A 20,344-nucleotide genomic window follows, 5' to 3' on the forward strand; every position below is an offset into this window, starting at 1 on the left:
CTCTTTTATCCCATCCCACCGCACCGGAAAGCCGGTCTGCGGCCTAGCACTGCCGTCGCTTTGCCGCCAAGGACATCAGGTGCCTGCCGAACGACGTCTGCTCGCCATCGCATTGCGCCTGTTCGCGGTGCTGGCGCTGACGATCATGTTCGCGATCGTGAAACTGGTGGACGCGCGGGGTGTGTCTCTGGGGGAAAGCCTTTTCTATCGTCAGGCGCTTGCTCTGCCTCTGGTCCTTGGCTGGATCGTGGCCGGACCTGGATGGGCGGCGATCAAGACGCAGCGGCCCGGTGCGCATGTTACCCGAACGCTGCTGGGCATGACGGGTATGGCGCTCAACTTCCTGACCTTCCTGCTGCTGCCGCTCGCCGAGGCGACAGTGTTGCTGTTCACCGTCCCGCTCTTCGCGACGATCCTTTCGGCCGTTCTGCTCAAGGAGACAGTCGGCGTTCACCGCTGGGGTGCGGTGCTGCTCGGCTTTGCGGGCGTGCTGATCGTCGTGCAGCCAGGCGGATCGGCACTGCCGCCGGCGGGGGTCGCCGTCGGCCTTTGCGCCGCGACCGTTGTTTCGGCCGTCAGCATCACGCTACGCCAGATCGGCCGCACCGAAAGCGCGATGACCACCGTCTTTTGGTTCACCACCCTATCGGCACTGGCGCTTGCGCTCGCCATGCCGTTCATGGGCCAAGCGCACGATGCCGAGACCTTTGGCCTGCTGCTCTGCCTCGGCCTTTCTGGCGGCGCGGCTCAGATCGCGCTGACGGCCTCGCTGCGCCTGGCGCCGATCTCCGTGGTGCTGCCGATGGACTATTCGAACCTGATCTGGTCGGCGCTGTTCGGCTGGCTGATCTTTGCAAGCGTGCCGAGCCACAGCCTGTGGTTCGGCGCGCCGCTGATCATCGCGAGCGGCCTCTACATCGTTTACCGCGAGCATCGGCTGCAGCGGGAGAAAACGGCGGTTGCGGGTCCTGTCGACTGAAGATCAGGGCCTGGAGCGGAGCTTTTCAGCGCTTGCCGATCGGGCGCAGCAGCGTGCTCACCGCAGTCCGGGCGGCGCGTCGGCCTATCTCTTCGCCGGCATCGTTCGAGAAGCGGTGATGCACGCCGCCCAGCATGCGCGAATCGGAGACTTGGCGGACGAGCTCGTCCCAACTCTTCACGCTCTGCACGACCATGTTCGGGCTGCCTCCGGCTGCGACACGCACCGGTGTAGAAGCCGGCATGCCGCCGACCAGCTTCAGCACTTCGGTCTGCACCGCAACCGCCGTGCAATGGCCGCATGGATATTCGGGGAAGTTGGGCGTTGGCAGCAGCGGCACCCAGGCGGGGTCGCGTTGCGTCGCGTCATTGCCGTCCCGGTCGGCATTGCGGATGGCGGTGATCGGGCGCCAGAAATCGTAGCGCAATTTGGCGATCGCCATCACCTGCACGGCATCGTCCATCGCCATCTGATAGAGCGCCAGCATCCGGGCATTGTCGAGCAGGGTGCGCCCGGGCTGGTCGGCAATGGTGCGGACCATCGGCGACAGGTCGTAGCCCTGCCGATAGCGGGCGATCAGCGTCTGGTAGGGCGTCCGATCCTTGCTCGCACGCGCGCCGAGCCGCTGCACCTCTGCCAGGTCGCGCGCCCAGGTCTCGCTGGTCAGCGCAGGCGGAGGCGGCGGCATCAGCGACTCCACCATCTTCCCCATCCAAGGCTTGAGCGCGAACCAGTGCGGGTCGAGCGTCGGCAGCGCGCCGCCGATCCACTCGCCCGGCGCCGCGCGCGGCCGATAGGATGTCTGCTCCAGCGCCGGATCGATACCATTGGCCGGGATCGCCGCCGCCGCGGCAGCCTCGCCGATCGCAACCCCCGTGAGCTTGGCCGGACCCTCCGGGATCGCCGCCATGACCATGGCATAGCTTTCCTCCAAGATAGTCTTGTTGGCAGGATAATGATGGACGAGCACCTTGAATGCGGCTGTCGCCACTGCCGCGTCCGGCGATGCCTTGGCGTCGGCCGCCGGCAGCTTCAGATGGCTTTCGTAGCGCCGGCCGATCGCGTTCGCCGCCTCGAACATCGCTAAGGCGGTCCGCGCGGAGGCGCGCTCCATGTCTGGTGTGCGCGGTGCGGACGAGACCTGACCCGCGAGATAGAAGCGGTTCGCAACTTCCCACCAATTGGTCGCCATGTCCGCCTGGGCGGGCGTCGCCAGGACGCTCGCCGTCGCCGCAACCAAGAGCCACTTCGTCTTCATTCCATCCTCCCCATTGCTCCGGCGATTGCCACCGGAGCCGCAGGACTGTATTATGTCAGTGGCACAGTTCGGATCAGGGGTGTCGGCATGACTTCGAGCATCAAAGAGATGATCCTGCGTTGCATGGAGCGGATGCGCGCGAAGCAGTGCGCCACCTGCGACAACAGCCTCTGTCCAGCCGGCAAGTGGCAGCGCGCCTTTGCCGTGCCGCCGCAAGGCCGCGACGACCTGTTCACCAGTCTGCGCCGGCTGGTCGAGGGCCTCGTGTGGCCGCAGCCGGCGACGCCCTGTTTCAAAAAGCAGGTCGAAGAAGCGATCGAACGGCTGATCGGCCAGGGCGATGTCGGTGTCGACCAGGTCGCCGCCTCCATGGGCCTCAGCCGCCAGACGCTTTACCGGCGGTTGAAGGCCGAAGGCGCCAGCTTCCAGGATGTGCTCGAGGCGAAGCGCCGGCAGCTGGCGATCCGCTATCTGGGCGTCGATGGTCAGTCGGTGAAAGCGACGGCCTATCGCCTCGGCTTTTCCGATCCGGCAGCGTTCAGCCGTGCCTTCAAGCGCTGGACCGGGCTCAGCCCCAGCAGTTTCCGCGAAGCGCCTGGGCTGGGCTGATCATTCGGCGACGTAGCGCCAGGGATCGCCCGGCTTGGGCCGGGCCCAGACGGTGAAGAAGGGGATGGTCGCCGGCTGACCCGCAGGCGGGTTCTTCGCGTGGAGCAGGCCATAGGTTAGGCCCATGTCGCCCGATGGCGCGACCACCGCTTCATCCGCGGCCCAGCTGACCGGACTGCCCGGCTCCGGCCCGGCAACGCCGTTGCCGATCGCCGCCGAACCGACCGCGACCGCATCGTCCGCGCCGATGTTGACCGAATCGGGCCGCCCCCATTTGGCGAAAGCGGCGCGCAGGCCGATCGTCTGCGCCTCGTCCGAAAAGGCCTTTTCCGATTGCTTCAAGGTCGCGAGCGCATCGTCGCCGGTGCGCCGGGCCGTGCCGATAATTGCAGGTGCGACCTTCAACTCCCCCGTCTCGCGCCGCCCGAGGCGCTTGTACGCCAGCACCCGCCAGCCCTCCGGCCGCTTGATCCAGTAAGCGAGATATTTCTGCGCGATCGGCGCAGCGCCTTCTGGCCGCACGGTCAGCGCGCCATAGGTGAAGCCGTGCGTGCCGTCGGCTGAGATGCCGCCGCCGACTGGCCGCCATTCAACCTTCGACTTGGCATTCTCCGGTCTGGCGGCAAGCCTGGCCCGGATCGCCTCCGGTCCCCGCACCAGGTCCGCGACGCCGCCGGTGACGAGGACCGCGTTGCGGTCGAACATGGCGGCCACTCCGTCCACGAGATTTCGTTCGCGCGCCGCGTCAGACCAGGCACGATCGGCAGCGAGCAGGGGCTCGAGCCGGGCAGGCGCGGCCTGCAGCGCAGCGGGCATGACGATCGCGGCAAGCGCGAACGGGGCGAAGTGACGCACGATTATTCCTCCTGTTGGCCGCCGCATTGCCTCGAAGTCCAGTGCGGCAACAAGGTTGGCTCTATCGAGCGCTGCCCTGTTTCGACGAGCGCCGCGCCGCCGGCTCGCGCACGGCAAGCCAGATCAGCAGCCCGAACGGTCCGGCCATATAGGTCGCGAACAGGATCGGCGCCTGCACGAAGCGGCCAATGCCCTTTGCATCGCCATCGCGTGCGATCCACAGGCCGGTGAACAGGTCCAGCGCAAGATAATGGGTCCAGCCGACGACGATGCCGCCGTCGCTCATGAAAAAGGCGCGCAGCCCTTTGACGCTATAGCCAAGCGCCGGCGCGGCGGCATCCCGCACCGGATCGATCCAGCCGGCCAGCAAAGCGACGAACACCGCCGTGTAGATCAGGCAGAGCAGCCCGATACCAGCGTAAAGGATCAGCGAAAGCAGCAGCGGCCGTCGGGGAGCCAGGATCAGCACCAGCCACGCCACCGCGGCGATGGCGTTGGTCAGTCCGAACAGCGTGTCCCACATGCGGCCGCCCCCTCAGCCTAATCGGGTGAGCGACAGCTCACCCGTTCTTGATACGCAACCCGATATAGCGCGCCGGATTGTTGCCGCGCTGGACGAGCAGCAGCACGCTGGAGCGGCCGGCACGATTGGCTTCGGCGACGGCGGCGCGCAGCTCTTCGGCGGTGGCGACCGGACGGCCATTGGCCGAGCTGATCACGTCGCCCCGCTGCAGGCCCTTGGTGGCGGCATCGCTGGACGGGTCGACCGCACCGATCACCACGCCGCGCGTGGTCGCGGGCACGCCGACTTGCCGGGCGATGCCCGGGGTCAGCGGCTGCACGGCCAGGCCCAGCGAGGCGGTCGAGGCCTGGCGTTGGCTGGTGCCGTCATCGTCGGTGCCGAAATCGTCATTGTCGCCGCCCAGGCGCTGGGCCAGCTGCTCTTCGGGCGGGCGCTCGCCGACCACGACAGTAACGGTCTGGCGACGGCCATCGCGGATCAGCTCGATCGGCACGCGCGAACCGATTGGCGAGTTGGAGACGAGATAGGAAAGCGTCGCATCCGGGCTGACGGGCGTGCCGCCGACCGAGACGACGACATCGCCCTGGCGGATGCCGGCGCGAGCAGCGGCGCCGTCCGGCTCGACGCTGGCGATCAGTTCGCCGCGATTGCGCTCGAGCCCGAGCGACTCGGCGATGTCCGGAGTGATCTGCTGGATCTGAACGCCCAGATAGCCGCGCCGCACGCGGCCGCCGCGCATCAGCGCCTGGATAACCGGCTGCGCCTGCTCGGCCGGAATGGCAAAGCCGATGCCGACATTGCCGCCCGAAGGCGAGAAGATGGCGGTGTTCACGCCGATCACATTGCCGTTCAGGTCGAACATCGGCCCGCCCGAATTGCCCATGTTGATGGACGCGTCGGTCTGGATGTAGCGGTCATAGGCACCGCCCTGACCGGTGTTCCGATGCAGCGCCGAGACGATGCCGGTCGTCACCGTGCCGCCCAAGCCGAACGGATTGCCGATCGCCAGCACCCAGTCGCCGACCCGTGCGCGCTCCGAATCGCCCCAGCGAACGAAGGGCAGGTTATTCGCCTCGATCTTGAGCACGGCGAGATCGGAGGCGAGGTCGCGGCCGATCAGCCGCGCCTTATATTCGCGCCGGTCGGGCAGGGTGACGGTGATCGTCTCGACCACTGCACCCTGGCGGCCGGGTGCCACCACGTGATTGTTGGTGACGATATAGCCATCGGCCGAGATGATGAAGCCGGACCCAAGCGACTGGGCCTGACGGGTAACCGGACGGCCGGGCGTCGCATCGCCGCCGCCGAACAGGTCGGCAAAGGGCGTGCCCGCAAATGGATTATTGCCGCCCTGGCTCACCTGCACGCGCTGGGTCGTGGAGATATTCACGACCGCCGGCTGCAGCCGGGCGGCCAGATCGGCGAAGCTCATCGGCGCGCCGCGCGGGGCGGCTGCGGCCATGGCGCCGGGAGTATTTTGCGGTGTCTGGGCGCCCAGCGGCTGCTGCAACGCTACAGAGCCGGCAACGCCGCCCAGAAGAAGAGCCGTGGTCAAAGCATAGGCGTAGCGCACGTGGACTTTATCCTCTCGAATAGACTCGGCCGCATGGGTGTGCGGCGCGCGTCTGAACGGTTGCGAAATGGATGCTGAACGGCGTTTGAATGACATCTGTCATCGTGCCCGTCCGGTGAACTCCCGCAGATAGTCGCTGTTCGGCGACATGATCACGTTGGTGCCGGCGTTCCCGGCAAGGAAGGTCTGCCGGTACGACTGCATCGCGCGGTAGAACTCATAAAAATCCGGGTCTTTCCCGAAGCTCGCCGCATATGTCTTCGCCGCGTCGGCGTCGGCCTGCGCGCGGATGATCTGCGCCTGCTTCCGGCCCTGAGCGTCTATGGTCAGCGCCTCCTGCTCGCGGGCCGAGCGCATTCGCTCAAAGGCCGATTCAAGCGGCGTGCCGTCCGGCAGGTCGGCCCGCTTGATGCGGACATCGACGATCTCCGCCCCATATTGGCGCGCGACGCGGTTCAGCCCGGCCTGGATATTGTCCATGATCTGCCCGCGCTCCGGCGACAGCAGGGCGGCGAACGGAATCTTGCCGAGCTCGTTTCGCAGGGCCGACCCCAGGATCGGCCGCAACTGGTCCGCGACGCGCTGCTCATTCCCCGCCGTGATGTAGGTGCGCAACGGATCGACGATCCGGAAGCGCGCATAAGCATCGACATTCAGGCGCAGCTGATCGGTGGACAGTACCTGCTGGCGGTCCATTTCAATGTCCATCACGCGCTTGTCGACCCAGACGATCTGGTCGACAAACGGAACGCGGGCGATCAGCCCGGCTCCGGCGCTGCCGAAATTCTGATTCGGCTTGAACCGGTTCACGATGGCGACCGGCTCACCGAAGCGGACGATCACGGCTTGTCGGGTTTCCGGCACCACGGCGAGCGTGCTCGCCAGCAACACCAGCAAGGCGACGGCCAGCACCGCCAGAACGACGGGGTTACGCAAGCTCATCGAGTTCACTGCTGCGGCTCCTCGGCCGGACGGGGGCGCTGCACCCGGTCCAAAGGCAGATAAGGGGTGACGCCATTCGGCTCGACGATGGTCTTGTCGACCTTGGAGAGCACTTCCTCCATCGTCTCGTAATACATGCGGCGGCGGGTCACTTCGGGCGAAAGCTTGTACTGCTCATAGACCTTGTCGAACGACGCTGCCTCGCCCTGCGCCCGCGCAGTAATCTGCTGGGCATAAGCGCGCGCGCCGTTCAGATAGCTGATCGCCTGCTGCTGCGCGGCCGAAACCTTCTTGAAGCTCTCCGTCACCGCCTGGGGCGGATCGGCCTGCTTGATCGCCACGCCCTGTATGCGGACGCCGGCGCGATAATCGTTCAGCAGTTCCTGCATGCGCTGTGCGACCTGCGTCTCGATCGCGGTGCGGCCGGAGCCGATCGCATCGTTGAGAGTGACCGTGCCGATCACGGCCCGCATCGCGCTTTCGCCCACTTCGCGGATCGTCTCTTCGGGCTCGGCGAGCTGGAAGAGGAAAAGCGATGGGTCGCTGATGTTCCAGCGAACCGAATAGGCCAGATCGATAATGTTCTGGTCGCCGGTCAGCATCAGATTCTCGGACTCGGCTGTCGGCGAGCCGATATCGATGGTGCGGATCGCTTCCACGTCTTCCTTGACGACGCGGTCGATCGGCGAGGGGAAGCTGACGCCGATACCTGGCGACATGGTTCCGGCATAGGAGCCGAGGCGCAGGATCACGCCGCGCTGCTGCGGCCCGATGCGGTGAAAGCTGGTAAAGACGATCCAGAGCAGCAGGAAAGCGCCGATCGCGTAGAGCCAGATCGGGCGTCCGCCTAGGTCCGGAAGCCCTCCGCCCCCGCCGAGGCGCTGCCTGCTGCGGCGCAGCAGCTCGTCCAGAGCCGCGGGGCCGGGCCGGTTGCCGCGCAGACGCCCGCCGCTCGGGCCGGGGCTCCAGGGATTGCGCGGGCCGTCGCCGTCGCCGCCCCCACCGCCGCCATTTCCGCTTCCGCCGCCGCGATTGCCCCACGGGCCGCCGCCTTCGTTCAACATCGCACCTTGCGGCCGCAGCCACGCCGTCAGCTTGTTCATAAACGCCTTTATAGGGACGCTTGCCCAGAAAAACAGTGTTCCGCTGGCGTGACCATGCTCCTAAGCGGCGCGCATGACCGAGCAGGACCGCCTCTACGCCGCCATTTCGAAGATCGTCGGCAGCCGCGCCGCGCCGCCGCGCCTGACGGACGGCCGCGCCTCCTTGATCCTGGACGTGACCGGGCTGGACCAGAAGACGCGGGATGCCATGGCGGAAGCCGCAAAGGCGGCGCTCCTTTCGCTCCCCGAAGTGAACGACGTGCGGATCGCCATGACCAGCGAGAAGCGCGAGCGGCGCATCATCGCCGTCGGCTCCGGCAAGGGCGGGGTCGGCAAGTCGACGCTGGCGGCCAATCTCGCCGTCGCGCTCGCCGGCATGGGCCGCAAGGTCGGGCTGGTCGATGCCGATATCTACGGCCCGTCGGTTCCGCGCCTGATGGATGCCGAAGGCACGCGTCCGCTCGCCGAAGACCAGAAGATGCTTCCAGTCGCCACCCGCTTCGGCGTGCCGATCCTGTCCATGGGTCAGCTGGTGAAGCCAGGGCAAGCGATCGCCTGGCGCGGGCCGATGGCGGGAAATGCGCTCGGCCAGCTGATCGACGCCGCCTGGGGCGACACCGACGTGCTGATCGTCGACCTCCCGCCGGGCACCGGCGACGTGCAGCTGTCGATGATCAGCAAGCACAAGCCCGCCGGTGCGCTGATCGTCTCGACACCGCAGGATCTGGCGCTGATCGACGCCGCCCGCGCCGTCGATCTGTTCGTCCAGGCCAATGTACCTATCATCGGCCTGGTCGAGAATATGGCCGGCTATGCCTGCCCGCATTGCGGCCAGATCAGCGATCCGTTCGGCGCCGGTGGCGCGCAGGCGGCGGCGAGCGCGATGGGGCTCGACTTTCTGGGCCGCGTACCGCTCGAAATCGCAATCCGTCAGGCGAGCGATGCCGGTGATCCGCCGGCCGCACATGACGGCTTTGCCGGCGAGCCGTTCCGGGCCATCGCGGCGAAGCTCGCCGCCTGGCTTGACCGGCTCGCCGGCTAAGTTCTCAGGCGGCCACCGCCTTGGCCCGGCGGCCGCGCGCGGCGGCGCCGGCAAGGCCGAAGCCCGCGATCATCAGCCCCCAGCTGGCCGGTTCCGGCACCGGAGCGCCGGCCAAGCCCTTGAAGGTGAAATCGTCGACCACGCCCAAGCGGTTGATGCCGAAGCCCACTGTCGCGCTGCCCGGCGCAAAGCCATAGTCGAAGGTGTAGGACTGGATGAAGCCGCCATTGGCGACGATCACCAGATTGGCGGTTGTGCCTTGCACGAACACTTCGACGCTGCCGGTCTGGAACACCGAGTTGAGCGGCTGGAAAATGCCGTTCAGGTCGTTGTTGCCTGTGTCGAAGCCATAGCGATCGAAAAAGCCGTCGCCATTATTGTCCTGCACCTTGACGAAATAGCTGTTCGCCGAATCAAAGCCGAAAGATAAAGCGACATAGCTGCCCGCGTCGAACCCGCGCAGCGACGCCTGCACGCCGGCATAGTCGGACGCGGAGTTGTTGTAGGTCGCGAGCGACACGAAGCTGGTGGTTTCCGCCTTGTTGTTGTTGACGCGGAAATTGCCGTTCTGGACCGTATAGTTGCTGCCGATCGTCTGCGCATTCGGCCGGTTGAAATCGTCGGTGATCTGGGCTTGGGCCGCGGTCGCGCCAAGCATGGCGGCGGCAAGCGTGATCCGTGTCGTGCGCATCGAAACACCCCTGTTTTTGTGTGCAGGGCGCCTTTAGTGATCCGGCCGCGCGGCGCGATGCGCCACGCGACGCGTGCGCAGCACGCTGCGACGGAAGCGTTCGTCGAACGAAATGCTAGGTTCGTAGAAAGCGGAAATACCAGACTTCGTGGCCCTTGCGGCGGGCCTTCGCCTCGTAGCGAGTCTCCGGCCAGTCCGCCGGACGGGTCAGGAAGTCGGCGGCGGTGCGCGCCTGCCATTCGAAGTCGCGGCGCCGGTTCATGATCATGCACGACCAGCGGCAATAGGTTGGGTCGTCGGTGCCGAGGCGGAACTCGGCGCCCGGCTTCAGCTTGGCGGCGATCAGGTCGAGCGGGCCGTGATTGACCATCCGCCTTTTAGCGTGCCGCGCCTTGGGCCAGGGATCGGGGTGGAGCAGGTAGAGCCGCTCGAGCGACGCATCTGGCAGCCTCTCCAGCACGTCTAGCGCATCGCCCATGTGCAGCCGAACATTGCCGAGTTCCCGGTCGTCGATCTTGGCGAGTGCGCCGACGACACCGTTCAGGAACGGCTCGCAGCCGATAAAGCCGTGATCCGGCCTTGCCTCGGCCTGCGCCGCCAGATGCTCGCCCGCGCCGAACCCGATCTCGAATTGAAGCGGTCGATCGTCGCCGAACAGGGTGAGCGCGTCGAGCGGCCCTTCCAGCACGGCCACGCGCGGCAACAGCTCGGCGAGCAGCTCCTCTTGCCCAGCCCGCAGCTTGTGGCCCTTGGCGCGGCCATAGAGGCGACGGATGGAAAGGGGATCGTTCATGCGGTCACTTTCGTTCAAGCGGCCATGGGCAAGAAGCGGGAAGCGATCAAGCAGGTCGAACAGGTCGATGTCGATGTCAGCCGCGCGGTGTCCGGGTGGCGCGAATCGCAGCCGGTGAAGGCGCTCGGCTGGTTCGGGAAGATGACGGATCAGCCGCCGCTTTACGCCTTTATCGGCGGCATCGCGGCGGCGGCGCTGATCAGGCGCGACACCCGGCTGCTGCAATCTTCTGCGCGGATGCTCGCTGCGCATTGGGCAGGTATTCGCGCCAAGAACGCCGTTAAGAACGCCGTTGACCGCACGCGCCCGCAGATGCTGATCGACGAGGGCCGCTACGAAGCTGGCAAGGGATCACGGCCTGAAAAGGCGTTCAGCTCCTTTCCTTCGGGCCATACCGTCGGCGCTGTCGCGATCGCACGCGTCGTCGCCCGCGACTATCCCGAACATCGCCTGCCCGCCTATGCGCTGGCGACCCTTGCTGCCTTCACCCGCATCGCCAAATGCGACCATTTCTTGAGCGACACCATCGCCGGAGCCCTGATCGGCTGGGGCGCCGAACGGGTCAGCTACAGGCGGTCGCTTACGCCAGAGCCTGCTTGAGCCGGTCGACCAGGTCGGTTTTTTCCCAGGGGAAATAATCGCCCTGCGCGTCGCGGCCAAAGTGGCCATAGGCGGCGGTAGGCTGATAGATCGGCTTGTTGAGGCCCAGGTGCGTGCGGATGCCCTTGGGGGTCAGGCGCACCAGCTGCGGCAGCACTTCCTCCAGCTTCGCGGCGCTGACGCCGTTCTGCTCGGTGCCGTGCAGGTCGACATAGAGAGACAGCGGCTCGGCCACACCGATCGCATAGGAAAGCTGGATGGTGCAGCGCTTCGCCAGCCCTGCGGCCACGATGTTCTTGGCGAGGTAACGCGACACATAGGCAGCCGAGCGGTCGACCTTGGTCGGGTCCTTGCCGCTGAACGCACCGCCGCCATGGGGCGAGGCGCCGCCATAGGTGTCGACGATGATCTTGCGGCCGGTCAGGCCCGCATCGCCATCCGGCCCGCCGATCTCGAACATGCCAGTCGGATTGACAAAAATCTGCTCCTCGCCCGGCAGCCAGCCCTGCGGCAAGATGTCGGTGAAGACGCCCTTCACATAGTCGCGCAAGCGTGCCTGGCCTTCCGCGGTCGCCACCGCCGAAGAATGCTGCGTCGACACGACCAAGGCGGTCGCCCGCACCGGCACGCCATTCTCGTATTGCAGCGTCACCTGGCTCTTGGCGTCGGGTTCGAGGAAGTCGACGACCTTGTTGTGCCGGTCATGCGCCAGCCTCTCGAGAATCTTGTGACTGTAATAGAGCGTCGCGGGCATGAAGCCGGGCGTCTCGTCCGTCGCATAGCCGAACATGATGCCCTGGTCGCCGGCGCCTTCGTCCTTGTTACCGCTCTCGTCCACGCCTTGCGCGATGTGCGCCGACTGGCCGTGCAGGTTGTTTTCGAAGCGGAAGCTCTGCCAGTGAAAGCCGTCCTGCTCATAGCCGATGCGCTTGACCGTCTCGCGCACGGTGCGCTCGATCTCTTCCTGAGCGCCGGGGGCCCAGGCGCCATTCTCATAGACGCCCTTGCAGCGGATTTCGCCGGCCAGCACCACCAGCTGGGTCGTGGTCAGCGTCTCGCAGGCAATGCGCGCTTCCGGATCCTTGGACAGAAAAAGATCGACGATCGCATCCGAAATCTGGTCCGCGACTTTGTCGGGATGACCTTCCGACACCGATTCGGACGTGAAGATATAGTTGGAGCGCATCGTCGTTCCTGTGCTGGGAAGGGGCGCGAGCCCGCATATAAAGATATGTTTATGTGCGCGCGCCTCTAGCGAGCGCGACGCCTGATGACAACGCCCAATGCGGCCAGCAGCAGGGCAAAGATCGCGGGAAGCAGGTTGCCGTAGCGAGCGAACAGGGTCGGCGCCTGGCTTTGCGGAAGGCGGGCATCCAGCACCTCCTCCCGCCCCATGCCGATGCTGGCCACCAGCCGGCCGTCCGGCGCGATCACGCCGGAAATGCCGGTCGGCGTCGCCCGCACGATCGTCATGCCCTCCTCGACCGCCCGCAGCCGCGCCTGCGCCATATGCTGCGGCGGACCCCAGGCGCCGAACCAGGCGTCGTTGGACGGATTGAACAGGAAGCGAGGGCGCTTGGCCGGATCGATCACCTGACCGGAGAAGATGATCTCATAGCAGATCTGGAAGCCGACCGGTCCCACGCCCGGAATGTCGAAGGTCTTCGGCCCCGGCCCCGGCCAGAAATCGAGGTCGCCAGGCACCAACCGCGACAGACCAAGCGGCGTCAGGATCGCCCGCATCGGCAGATACTCGCCATAGGGGACGAGGTGTGCCTTGTCGTAGCGGGCGTGAATGCGTGTGTCGGGCCCGAGCGCGAACACGCTATTGCGCCCGCCTACCGCACGGCCGGAACGATCATATTCGATCGCGACCCCGCCGGTCAGCAGCATGTCTTGCCGGCCGAGCGCCTTGACGAGGAAGCGCCGCAGGCCCGGCTCTTCCTCGAGGTAGAAGCCATTATCGATCGCCGCTTCTGGCCATAGCAGCAGCCGCGGCCGCGCATCGTCCGGCTTGCCCGACATGGCGACCAGCTGCTTCAGATTGGCGACCTGCGCGCTTATGTCGTGCTTTTCGTCCTGGCTCACATTGGGCTGGACGACGCGGAGCAGGGGCGAGGTGCCGGGCAGCAGTGCCGGCGCGGGGCCGATTAAGGTCCAGATCGTCCGGACTGCAAGCGCCCCCGCGATCGCTCCACCGGCGAGCCAACGCCGCCGAGCCAGCAGCCAGATCGCTCCGGCCGCGAGCATCGTCAGCCCGGACAATCCGTAAGTCCCGATCGCCTTTGAAGCGGCCGCGAGCGGCGTGCCGACGAAGATCACGCCGAGCGGGTTCCAGGCAAAGCCGGTGAACACAACTGCGCGGACCCATTCGGTCACGATGAAGGCGGCCGAGAAAAGGAGAACAAATCCTATCTCGTCCTTTCCGCGAAAGCGGGAACCCAGTCCTTTCTTAGCTGGGTCCCCGCTTTCGCGGGGATGACGAAAGAATAGCGACACGGCTGTCGCCCCCATCGGCGGAAAGACAGCCAGATACAGCGACAGCGCAACCACCGCGCCATAGCCGAACCAGTGCGGCATCGCCTCCTGATAGGTGAAGGCGTGCGCGATCCAGTTCAGCCCGACCGTGAAATGCGCGACGCCGAACAGCCAGCCACGCACGAACACGCTCCGCCAGTCCCTCGCGCGCCACAGCAGCTCGATCAGCAGCGCGAAACAGGCGAGCGTTATCGGCCACAGCCCAAGGGGCGCGAAACCGGTCGCCGACAAGGCGCCCGCCGCCAGCGCGAGAAGCTTGGGGTATCGGAACACGCGCGGCCTATTGCCGCTCACACGCGAAAACTCAACGTTCCCTGGCGGAGGCCGAGACCCAGATCAGCCTTGGGGCTGGACCCCGCCCTGCGCCGGGGTACATGAGGGGTCATGTTCCTGCTTTCCGCCTTCGCGTTGGCCGCCGCGCCGCCTGCCCTCACCGATCCGCAGCAACAGCAACTGCGCTGCGTCGCCCTGCTTGCAATCGTCGCCGGTGAGCAGGAGCGGCGCACGGCCGCCGCCCTCGAGCTCCCGCCGCTCGCGCGGCAGGGCGCCCGCTTCGCTCAGCTGACCGGAGAGGCGCTGGTGAAGCAAGGCCGCAGCCAGGAACAGGTACGCGAGCTGATCCTGCAGCAGGTCTCGGCCATCCAGAAGAGTGCCGGTGCGGACGCCAAGCTGCCGGTCGAGGAAGCGCGCGCTTGCGTGACGCTGATGAACCAGGTTGCGCCGCCGCTGCCGCCGCCGCCCGCCCTCCAGTGCGCTGGCCTGTTGAAACTTGCCGCCGACGATGTCCGCAAGCGCGAGGGGATGAGCAAGACAGCGATGGACCTGATCACGCTCGCCTCGGTGCTGGAGACCCGTGCCCGCAGCGAACTGGGCGCCGCCGGCCGGACCGAAGCGCAGAGCGACAGGGAACTCACCCTCGCCCGCGAAGCCATCGCGGCCAAGCCCGACACCGCGCCCGACATGGAAGCCTGTGTAGAGCTCGCCCGGCCATGAGACCCTTCCACCTCGCCTTCCCGGTCCACGACCTTGCCGCCGCCCGCGCCTTTTACGGCAGACTGATGGGCTGTCGCGAGGGCCGCAGCTCGGATCACTGGATCGACTTTGACCTTTACGGCCACCAGATCGTCGCGCACCTGAGCGAAGACGCGCGGCCCGCCGGCGTCACCAACCCGGTTGATGGGCATGACGTGCCCGTGCCGCATTTCGGCGTGGTGCTGACCATGGCGGATTGGCAGGCGCTCGCCGACAGGCTGAAGGCTGCGGGCGTCGCGTTCGGCATCGAACCGCACATCCGCTTCAAGGGCCAGGTCGGCGAACAGGCGACGATGTTCTTCAACGATCCCAGCGGCAACGCGCTCGAGTTCAAGGCGTTTGCCGATGACGCCATGATCTTCGCCACATGACCCAGCCGATCGAAATCGACCTGCCGCACAAGCTCGGCCGCTCCGGCGCCCGCGCGCGGATCGAAGCCGGCACGTCGAAACTGGCGAGCTACATTCCGGGCGGCACCGTCAGCGAGCATCGCTGGGACGGCGACACGCTGAGCTTCACCGTCGAAGCCATGGGCCAGCGCGTCGCCAGCCGCCTGACTGTCCTGGACGACAAGGTCCACTGCCTCTTCGACCTGCCGCCCTTCCTCGCCCTGTTCGCCGACAAGATCAGGGCCAAGCTCCAGAAGGACGGCCCCAAGCTGCTGGAGTAGCAAAGGGCTTTTTCACAAGCGGCTTGTTGAAGGGCTAGGTTCGACCGATGAGCAGCGATGGCGACCTTTCGACGTCGGAGCAAGGCGGTTCGGATATCGTTGAAGTCGATGCAGTCACCGAGGCGGAGGATCGGCAGGAGGCTGTCGAGTATACGCAAAATTGGGTTTGGATCATGCCGGCCGCCGTGGTGCACGCGGCTCTGCTCTATGCCGTTCTCCGGTCCGTCTTCGACTTCCGACTTCATGCTTACCTGCACACAAGTCAGGTGATCGCGTGGCTCTGGGTGAATGGCGCCGCGATCGGTCTGGGAATTTGGTTCTGGAAGAAGGGTCGCTTTCCGATCGCTCCCGGGCAATGGCTGCAAGGACGGCAGGCGCGCTAGCTTGTTCTGGTTTGGCTCGTGGCCTCGCTCGTCTGGTTCCTGCTGCCGACCGTCCTTAGAGGAGCTTGGGATATGTTGTCAGCCCCCACGGAGGACTGGTGACCCGGTTCGGGCAGCTCAACCCCGCCGCGACGGGATGGAGCGAAAGCCGATGGCGAGGCGATTCCAGGCGTTGATGGTGACGATGGCGAGCGAGATCGCCACGCGCTCTTTCTCGTCGAAGGCAGCGGCAAAGCGATCATAGATGTGGTCGGGCGCGTGGGTGTCGGCGACCAGGGTCAGCGCCTCGGTCCAGGCGAGCGCGGCCTGCTCGCGTTCGTCGAACAGGTCGGTCTCGGCCCAGGCGGAGAGCACGTCCAGCCGCTGCTGGCTTTCGCCATCGGCTCGGGCTTCGTGCGCGTGCATGTCGAGGCAGAAGGCGCAGCCGTTAAGCTGTGAGGCCCTGAGCTTGATCAGGTGCAGCAGCTTGGGATCGATGCCCGATCCGCGCACCGCTGCCTCGAGCTCCAGCATCGGCCGCATTGCTTTGGGGCCCGCCTGGTAAAAGTTCAGTCTCGGTTTCATCGAACGTCTCCTTTCGCCAGGAAGACGATGAGAGGACCGACTTTGTGACACTCTCCTTCGTCATTCCCGCGCAAGCGGGAACCCAGGAGTCGCGAGAAGAAGATCTTGGGTTCCCGCGTTCGCGGGAATGACGATCGAGGAGAAGACGCTAGCGGCTCACCCGCCAGATCCGATTGCCGGCATCGTCGGCCACCAGCAGCGCGCCGGTGCGGTCGAGGGCGAGGCCCGCCGGGCGGCCTTGGGCGCGCTGGTCTTCGGTCAAGAAGCCGGTCAGCACATCCACCGGCTTGGCGCCCTTGAGCGGATAGCCGTTCGGACCGAAGGGCACGTAGATGACCTTGTAGCCGGTCAGCGGGCGGCGGTTCCACGATCCGTGCAGAGCGACGAAGGCGCCATTGCCGAACGCCGGCCCGAGATTGGCACCCTTGGCGAATTGCAGCCCCAGCGGCGCCGTGTGCGCGCCGAGCGCATAATCGGGACGCCGCGTATATTCCTGCAGGTCGGGACGCGCCTCGACCCGCCGGTCCGGGAATCCGCCCCAATAGGTGTAAGGCCAGCCGTAAAAGGCGCCGAAATCGACGAGGGTCATATAGTCGGGCGGACCGTCGCCGCCGAGCATGTCGCGCTCGTTGACCGTGGTCCAGAGTTCGCCCTTGGTCGGCTCATAAGCCAGGCCGTTCGGATTGCGGAGGCCGGCCGCGAAAATGCGGAAGGTCTTGTTCTCCGGATAGACTTCCCAGATCGCGGCGCGCCGCTCCTCGCGGTCCATGCCCTTTTCGCCGATGTTGCTGGCCGAACCGACGGTCACATAGAGGAAGCGGCCGTCGGGGCTGGCGATCAGGTTGCGCGCCCAGTGATTGCCGCCGCCCGGCAGCGCCACAATCTTCTCAGGCTTTGCGGTGATGCGGGTGTCTCCGGCCTTGTACGGGAAGGCGACTACGGCATTGTGGTTGGCGACGTAGAGCTTCTCTCCGATCAGCGCCATTCCATGCGGAGAATTGAGCCCCGACAGAAGCACCGACCGGAACTCCGCCACGCCGTCGCCATTCGCGTCGCGCAGCAGCGTGATGCGGTTGGCCGACGGACTACCCGCGCCTGCCCAGCCGAGCAGCAGCTTCATCGCCCGGTCGGTGAAGCTCTCCGCCCTGCGCGGCGGCGAGTTGGATTCCGCAACCAACACATCGCCGTTCGGCAGCGTGTAGAGCCAGCGCGGGTGATCGAGCTTGTCGGCGTAGGGCTGGACCTTCAGCCCCTGCGCCGCGACCGGGCGCGCATTGCCCCGCCAGCCGATCGGCTTGGCGATGGCGATCGTCGGGATGCGCTCCGTGCTCGGCGCGCCGATCCTGGGCTGTGGGCCGAAGGCGGCGAGCGGATCGGCTTCGGCATTGTCGCGGCGGGTCAGCAGCATAATCGCTGCGATGGCCAGGACAGCCAGGACCACAAGGATCATGAGGACACGAACGAGTTTGCGCATGGTGCTCCGCGGCGCCGAGAGGAAGCTGCTATCTAGGAGAAGAGGCTGGAGCAAAAAAGTGCCGCCGGCCAGGGGGTGAAGAACCGGCGGCACAGCGGAAGCAGATAAGCGCTTCCTATGACCCGAAGAGCCTCTTGGCACCTTCGCTAGCGCGCTGCCCCGTGAGGGGCGGCCGCCAATTCACCTCTTCGTCCCATAACTAGACAATTTCGGACGCGGCACAATCGCTTTGGGCCAAGGCGAGTCGCTTTTGCGACAGATTGGTGACGCCCACCGGCTTATCCCCAGCCTTGTCCGCCGTTCTCAATCTTCCAGCACCGGCTCAGGCGCGTGGAGGCGTACGCGAGTCACGTGGCGGGCATCGCCTTCCATCACCTCGATCCGCCAGCCGCTGGCATGCTCGACGATCTCCCCCGGCGTGGGGACATGGCCGGCGAGCACGAAGGCGAGACCGCCGAGCGTATCGACATCCTCCTCCACGTCGGCGAGTCGGGGATCAAGTTCGGCCGCGACATCCTCCAGCTCGGCCCGCGCATCCGCGTCCCACATGCCGCCGCCAAGCTCCACGAGCGGCGCCTCCGGCTCCTCGTCATGCTCGTCCTCGATGTCGCCGACGATCTCCTCGACCAAGTCTTCGATCGTCACCAGCCCTTCGGTGCCGGAATATTCGTCGACGACGATGGCGAGGTGGGTGCGGGTGGCGCGCATCTCCGCCAAAAGGTCGAGGACGCCCATGGACGTCGGCACATAGCGCGGCTCGCGGACCAGCCCGGCGATGCTGTCGGGGGCACGCGTGCCCTTCGCCAGTATCTCGAACACGTCCTTGATGTGGATCATGCCGGTGATCTGGTCGAGGCTGTCGCGATAGACCGGCAACCGGCTGTGCCCGGCGTCAGCGAAGTGCGCGACAAGTTCCGCGAAGCTGGCCGATTCGGGTACGGCAATCATGTCGGCGCGCGGGACCGCGACGTCGCCGACCGTCCGCTCGCCGAAATGAAGCAGGTTGCGCAGCATCTGCCGCTCGATCGGAGTAAGGTCGCCCGCTTCCGCGGGCTCGCCTTCATGCTCCTCGATCGCTTCTTCGATCTGGTCGCGCAGCGTGGGCTCATTATCGGCCCCGAACAGCATGTCGCGCAGACCCCGCCAAAATCGGCCACCCCCATCCGAGGCGTGGCCGTTCCTACTCGAATCCTCTGGCATCGAACTCCGGTTCGTCCCTGTGATAGGGGTCGTGCAGCCCCAAGCGGGCCATGATGTCGCGTTCCAGCGACTCCATATGCTCGGCCTCGGCCGACCCCTGATGATCATAGCCTAGCAGATGCAAGGTCCCGTGAACAATCAGGTGGGTCGCATGCGCGTCGAGGCTCACGCCCTTCTCCGCCGCCTCGTCGGCACAGACAGTGTGCGCCAGCACGATGTCGCCGAGCAGCAGTTCGCCATCGTCGCTGTTCTGCGACACGGTCTGCAGCAGATCGGCCTGTACCATCGGGAAGGACAGCACGTTGGTCGGCTTGTCCTTGCCGCGATATTGAAGGTTGAGCTGATGCACTTCTTCGTCGGAGGTGAGCCGGACGGAGATCTCGACCAGGGCCGAGGATGCGGCAAGCTCCGCCTGCGGCGTTGCACGCACCGCCGCTTCACACGCGGTCGCGGCAAGCTGTTCCCAGTCACCCTCAGGCCAGGCGGGCTCTACCTGGACGGCGACGTCGATCAACTTTCGCCCTCATAGGCATCGACGATGGCGCCGACGAGCGGGTGGCGCACCACGTCGGCGGAACCGAAGCGGACCATCGAAATGCCCCGCACGCCGTCCAGCCGCGCGACGGCATCGGCAAGTCCGGACTTGCCAATATCCGGCAAGTCGACCTGGCGCGGATCGCCACATACCACCATGCGGCTATTCTCGCCGAAGCGGGTGAGGAACATCTTCATCTGCATTGGCGTGGTGTTCTGCGCCTCGTCGAGAATGATGAAGGCGTTGGCGAGTGTGCGGCCGCGCATGAATGCGATCGGTGCGATCTCGATTTCGCCCGACGCCATGCGCCGCTCGACCTGTTCGGCCGGCAACATGTCGTAGAGCGCGTCGTATAATGGCCTGAGATAGGGATCGACCTTCTCGCGCATGTCGCCAGGCAGGAACCCTAACTTCTCGCCAGCCTCGACGGCGGGGCGCGACAGGATCAGCCGCTCGACCGAGCCCTGGATCAGCTGCTGCACGGCCTGGGCGACGGCGACATAGGTTTTGCCGGTGCCCGCAGGTCCGAGCGCAAAGATGATCTCGTCGCGCGCGAGCGCTTCCATGTAACGGATCTGCGTCGCTGATCGCGGGACGATGGTCTTCTTGCGCGTGCGGATCATCACCGGCGGCGGTTGGCTTACATCCGTGCGGATGATGCCGTCGAGCGTTGGCTCGTTGGACATGGCGATTACCGCCTCGACGGTGCCGGCATCGATCTCCTGTCCCTGGACGATGCGGTTATAGAGGCCGGTCAGCACGTCGCGTGCCCGCGCCGCCGATTCGGCCTCGCCCTCGATCTGCAGCTTGTTGCCGCGCGCCGCGATATAGACGCCCAACCGGTTCTCGATCGCGACCAGATTCTGGTCGTAATGGCCGAAAACCTGGCCGAGGAGCTGGGGCCGGTCGAACACGACCTCGATCCGGCTGCGGTCGCCCGGCTGGGCGGGAACGGGCTTACGCGACATGAGACTCCAGTG

Annotated in this window: 23 protein-coding genes; 8 read left to right on the forward strand and 15 right to left on the reverse strand. The window is 66.1% G+C overall.

Going from position 1 to position 20,344, the window contains the following annotated elements:
* The first annotated feature begins 145 nt into the window (after positions 1-145).
* Complete coding sequence (locus VGT77_RS14085; protein WP_327464004.1) at positions 146-979, forward strand: DMT family transporter; 834 nt, start codon at positions 146-148, stop codon at positions 977-979.
* 25 nt (positions 980-1,004) lie between these two features.
* Here the strand turns inward: VGT77_RS14085 and VGT77_RS14090 are convergent, their stop codons facing one another.
* Entirely contained in the window at positions 1,005-2,237 is a 1,233-nt protein-coding gene (locus VGT77_RS14090) for a vanadium-dependent haloperoxidase (RefSeq protein ID WP_327463659.1), read from the reverse strand.
* Positions 2,238-2,324: 87 nt separating this feature from the next.
* Between VGT77_RS14090 and VGT77_RS14095 the strand changes: the two genes are divergently transcribed.
* A complete protein-coding gene (locus VGT77_RS14095) occupies positions 2,325-2,846 on the forward strand; it encodes an AraC family transcriptional regulator (RefSeq protein WP_327463661.1) in 522 nt (173 codons plus the stop codon).
* Here the strand turns inward: VGT77_RS14095 and VGT77_RS14100 are convergent, their stop codons facing one another.
* The 5 genes from VGT77_RS14100 to hflK all read right to left on the reverse strand — a co-directional run bounded on the left by VGT77_RS14100 (position 2,847) and on the right by hflK (position 7,842).
* The gene (locus tag VGT77_RS14100) at positions 2,847-3,701 is read right to left on the reverse strand and encodes a hypothetical protein (protein ID WP_327463663.1); all 855 of its coding nucleotides are present in this window, start codon (positions 3,699-3,701) and stop codon (positions 2,847-2,849) included.
* A gap of 61 nt (positions 3,702-3,762) precedes the next feature.
* Positions 3,763-4,224 (reverse strand): ABA4-like family protein, encoded by a 462-nt coding sequence (locus VGT77_RS14105; protein WP_327463665.1) that lies wholly within the window; start codon positions 4,222-4,224, stop codon positions 3,763-3,765.
* A gap of 37 nt (positions 4,225-4,261) precedes the next feature.
* Positions 4,262-5,797: a DegQ family serine endoprotease gene (locus VGT77_RS14110; RefSeq protein WP_327463667.1), complete on the reverse strand. Its 1,536-nt coding sequence runs from the start codon at positions 5,795-5,797 to the stop codon at positions 4,262-4,264.
* Positions 5,798-5,896: 99 nt separating this feature from the next.
* Positions 5,897-6,739: a protease modulator HflC gene (locus VGT77_RS14115; RefSeq protein WP_327463669.1), complete on the reverse strand. Its 843-nt coding sequence runs from the start codon at positions 6,737-6,739 to the stop codon at positions 5,897-5,899.
* A gap of 5 nt (positions 6,740-6,744) precedes the next feature.
* On the reverse strand, positions 6,745-7,842 hold the full coding sequence (gene hflK / locus VGT77_RS14120; protein ID WP_327463671.1) for an FtsH protease activity modulator HflK: 1,098 nt from the start codon (positions 7,840-7,842) through the stop codon (positions 6,745-6,747).
* 73 nt (positions 7,843-7,915) lie between these two features.
* Here hflK and VGT77_RS14125 point away from each other — a divergent pair, with 73 nt between their 5' ends.
* Positions 7,916-8,884, forward strand: a complete 969-nt coding sequence (locus VGT77_RS14125) for a P-loop NTPase (RefSeq protein ID WP_327463673.1) — start codon at positions 7,916-7,918, stop codon at positions 8,882-8,884.
* A gap of 4 nt (positions 8,885-8,888) precedes the next feature.
* Here VGT77_RS14125 and VGT77_RS14130 read toward each other — a convergent pair whose 3' ends face one another.
* Both VGT77_RS14130 and trmB read right to left on the reverse strand, forming a co-directional pair.
* Entirely contained in the window at positions 8,889-9,575 is a 687-nt protein-coding gene (locus tag VGT77_RS14130) for a PEPxxWA-CTERM sorting domain-containing protein (RefSeq protein ID WP_327463675.1), read from the reverse strand.
* A 115-nt stretch (positions 9,576-9,690) separates the two neighbouring features.
* Complete coding sequence (gene trmB, locus VGT77_RS14135; protein ID WP_327463677.1) at positions 9,691-10,368, reverse strand: tRNA (guanosine(46)-N7)-methyltransferase TrmB; 678 nt, start codon at positions 10,366-10,368, stop codon at positions 9,691-9,693.
* A 24-nt stretch (positions 10,369-10,392) separates the two neighbouring features.
* On the opposite strand from trmB, the gene VGT77_RS14140 reads away from it, so the two are divergent.
* Complete coding sequence (locus tag VGT77_RS14140) at positions 10,393-10,968, forward strand: phosphatase PAP2 family protein (RefSeq protein ID WP_327463679.1); 576 nt, start codon at positions 10,393-10,395, stop codon at positions 10,966-10,968.
* On the opposite strand, the gene metK is transcribed toward VGT77_RS14140, so the two are convergent.
* Positions 10,949-12,154, reverse strand: a complete 1,206-nt coding sequence (gene metK, locus VGT77_RS14145; protein ID WP_327463681.1) for a methionine adenosyltransferase — start codon at positions 12,152-12,154, stop codon at positions 10,949-10,951. The two genes, VGT77_RS14140 and metK, sit on opposite strands and share 20 nt — an antisense overlap.
* A gap of 65 nt (positions 12,155-12,219) precedes the next feature.
* Complete coding sequence (lnt, locus tag VGT77_RS14150; RefSeq protein ID WP_327463683.1) at positions 12,220-13,779, reverse strand: apolipoprotein N-acyltransferase; 1,560 nt, start codon at positions 13,777-13,779, stop codon at positions 12,220-12,222.
* Positions 13,780-13,890: 111 nt separating this feature from the next.
* Between lnt and VGT77_RS14155 the strand changes: the two genes are divergently transcribed.
* The 4 genes from VGT77_RS14155 to VGT77_RS14170 are packed head-to-tail and all read left to right on the forward strand — an operon-like array spanning position 13,891 to position 15,591.
* Positions 13,891-14,499, forward strand: a complete 609-nt coding sequence (locus VGT77_RS14155; RefSeq protein WP_327463685.1) for a hypothetical protein — start codon at positions 13,891-13,893, stop codon at positions 14,497-14,499.
* Complete coding sequence (locus VGT77_RS14160) at positions 14,496-14,909, forward strand: VOC family protein (protein ID WP_327463687.1); 414 nt, start codon at positions 14,496-14,498, stop codon at positions 14,907-14,909. Before VGT77_RS14155 ends, VGT77_RS14160 begins: the two co-directional genes overlap by 4 nt.
* Positions 14,906-15,208 (forward strand): polyhydroxyalkanoic acid system family protein, encoded by a 303-nt coding sequence (locus tag VGT77_RS14165; protein ID WP_327463689.1) that lies wholly within the window; start codon positions 14,906-14,908, stop codon positions 15,206-15,208. Before VGT77_RS14160 ends, VGT77_RS14165 begins: the two co-directional genes overlap by 4 nt.
* Before the next feature lie 47 nt (positions 15,209-15,255).
* Complete coding sequence (locus tag VGT77_RS14170) at positions 15,256-15,591, forward strand: hypothetical protein (protein WP_327463691.1); 336 nt, start codon at positions 15,256-15,258, stop codon at positions 15,589-15,591.
* Positions 15,592-15,708: 117 nt separating this feature from the next.
* On the opposite strand, the gene VGT77_RS14175 is transcribed toward VGT77_RS14170, so the two are convergent.
* The 5 genes from VGT77_RS14175 to VGT77_RS14195 all read right to left on the reverse strand — a co-directional run bounded on the left by VGT77_RS14175 (position 15,709) and on the right by VGT77_RS14195 (position 20,332).
* On the reverse strand, positions 15,709-16,155 hold the full coding sequence (locus VGT77_RS14175; RefSeq protein ID WP_327463693.1) for a carboxymuconolactone decarboxylase family protein: 447 nt from the start codon (positions 16,153-16,155) through the stop codon (positions 15,709-15,711).
* A gap of 148 nt (positions 16,156-16,303) precedes the next feature.
* Entirely contained in the window at positions 16,304-17,605 is a 1,302-nt protein-coding gene (locus tag VGT77_RS14180) for a sorbosone dehydrogenase family protein (RefSeq protein ID WP_327463695.1), read from the reverse strand.
* Between the two features lie 327 nt (positions 17,606-17,932).
* Positions 17,933-18,829: a hemolysin family protein gene (locus tag VGT77_RS14185; protein ID WP_327463697.1), complete on the reverse strand. Its 897-nt coding sequence runs from the start codon at positions 18,827-18,829 to the stop codon at positions 17,933-17,935.
* Entirely contained in the window at positions 18,810-19,343 is a 534-nt protein-coding gene (ybeY, locus tag VGT77_RS14190) for an rRNA maturation RNase YbeY (RefSeq protein ID WP_327463699.1), read from the reverse strand. The genes VGT77_RS14185 and ybeY overlap by 20 nt, the downstream gene beginning before the upstream one ends.
* A complete protein-coding gene (locus VGT77_RS14195) occupies positions 19,340-20,332 on the reverse strand; it encodes a PhoH family protein (protein ID WP_327463701.1) in 993 nt (330 codons plus the stop codon). Before VGT77_RS14195 ends, ybeY begins: the two co-directional genes overlap by 4 nt.
* Between the last annotated feature and the right edge of the window lie 12 nt (positions 20,333-20,344).

This window comes from Sphingomonas sp., from assembly GCF_035944535.1.
GTDB lineage: Bacteria > Pseudomonadota > Alphaproteobacteria > Sphingomonadales > Sphingomonadaceae > Sphingomonas_B.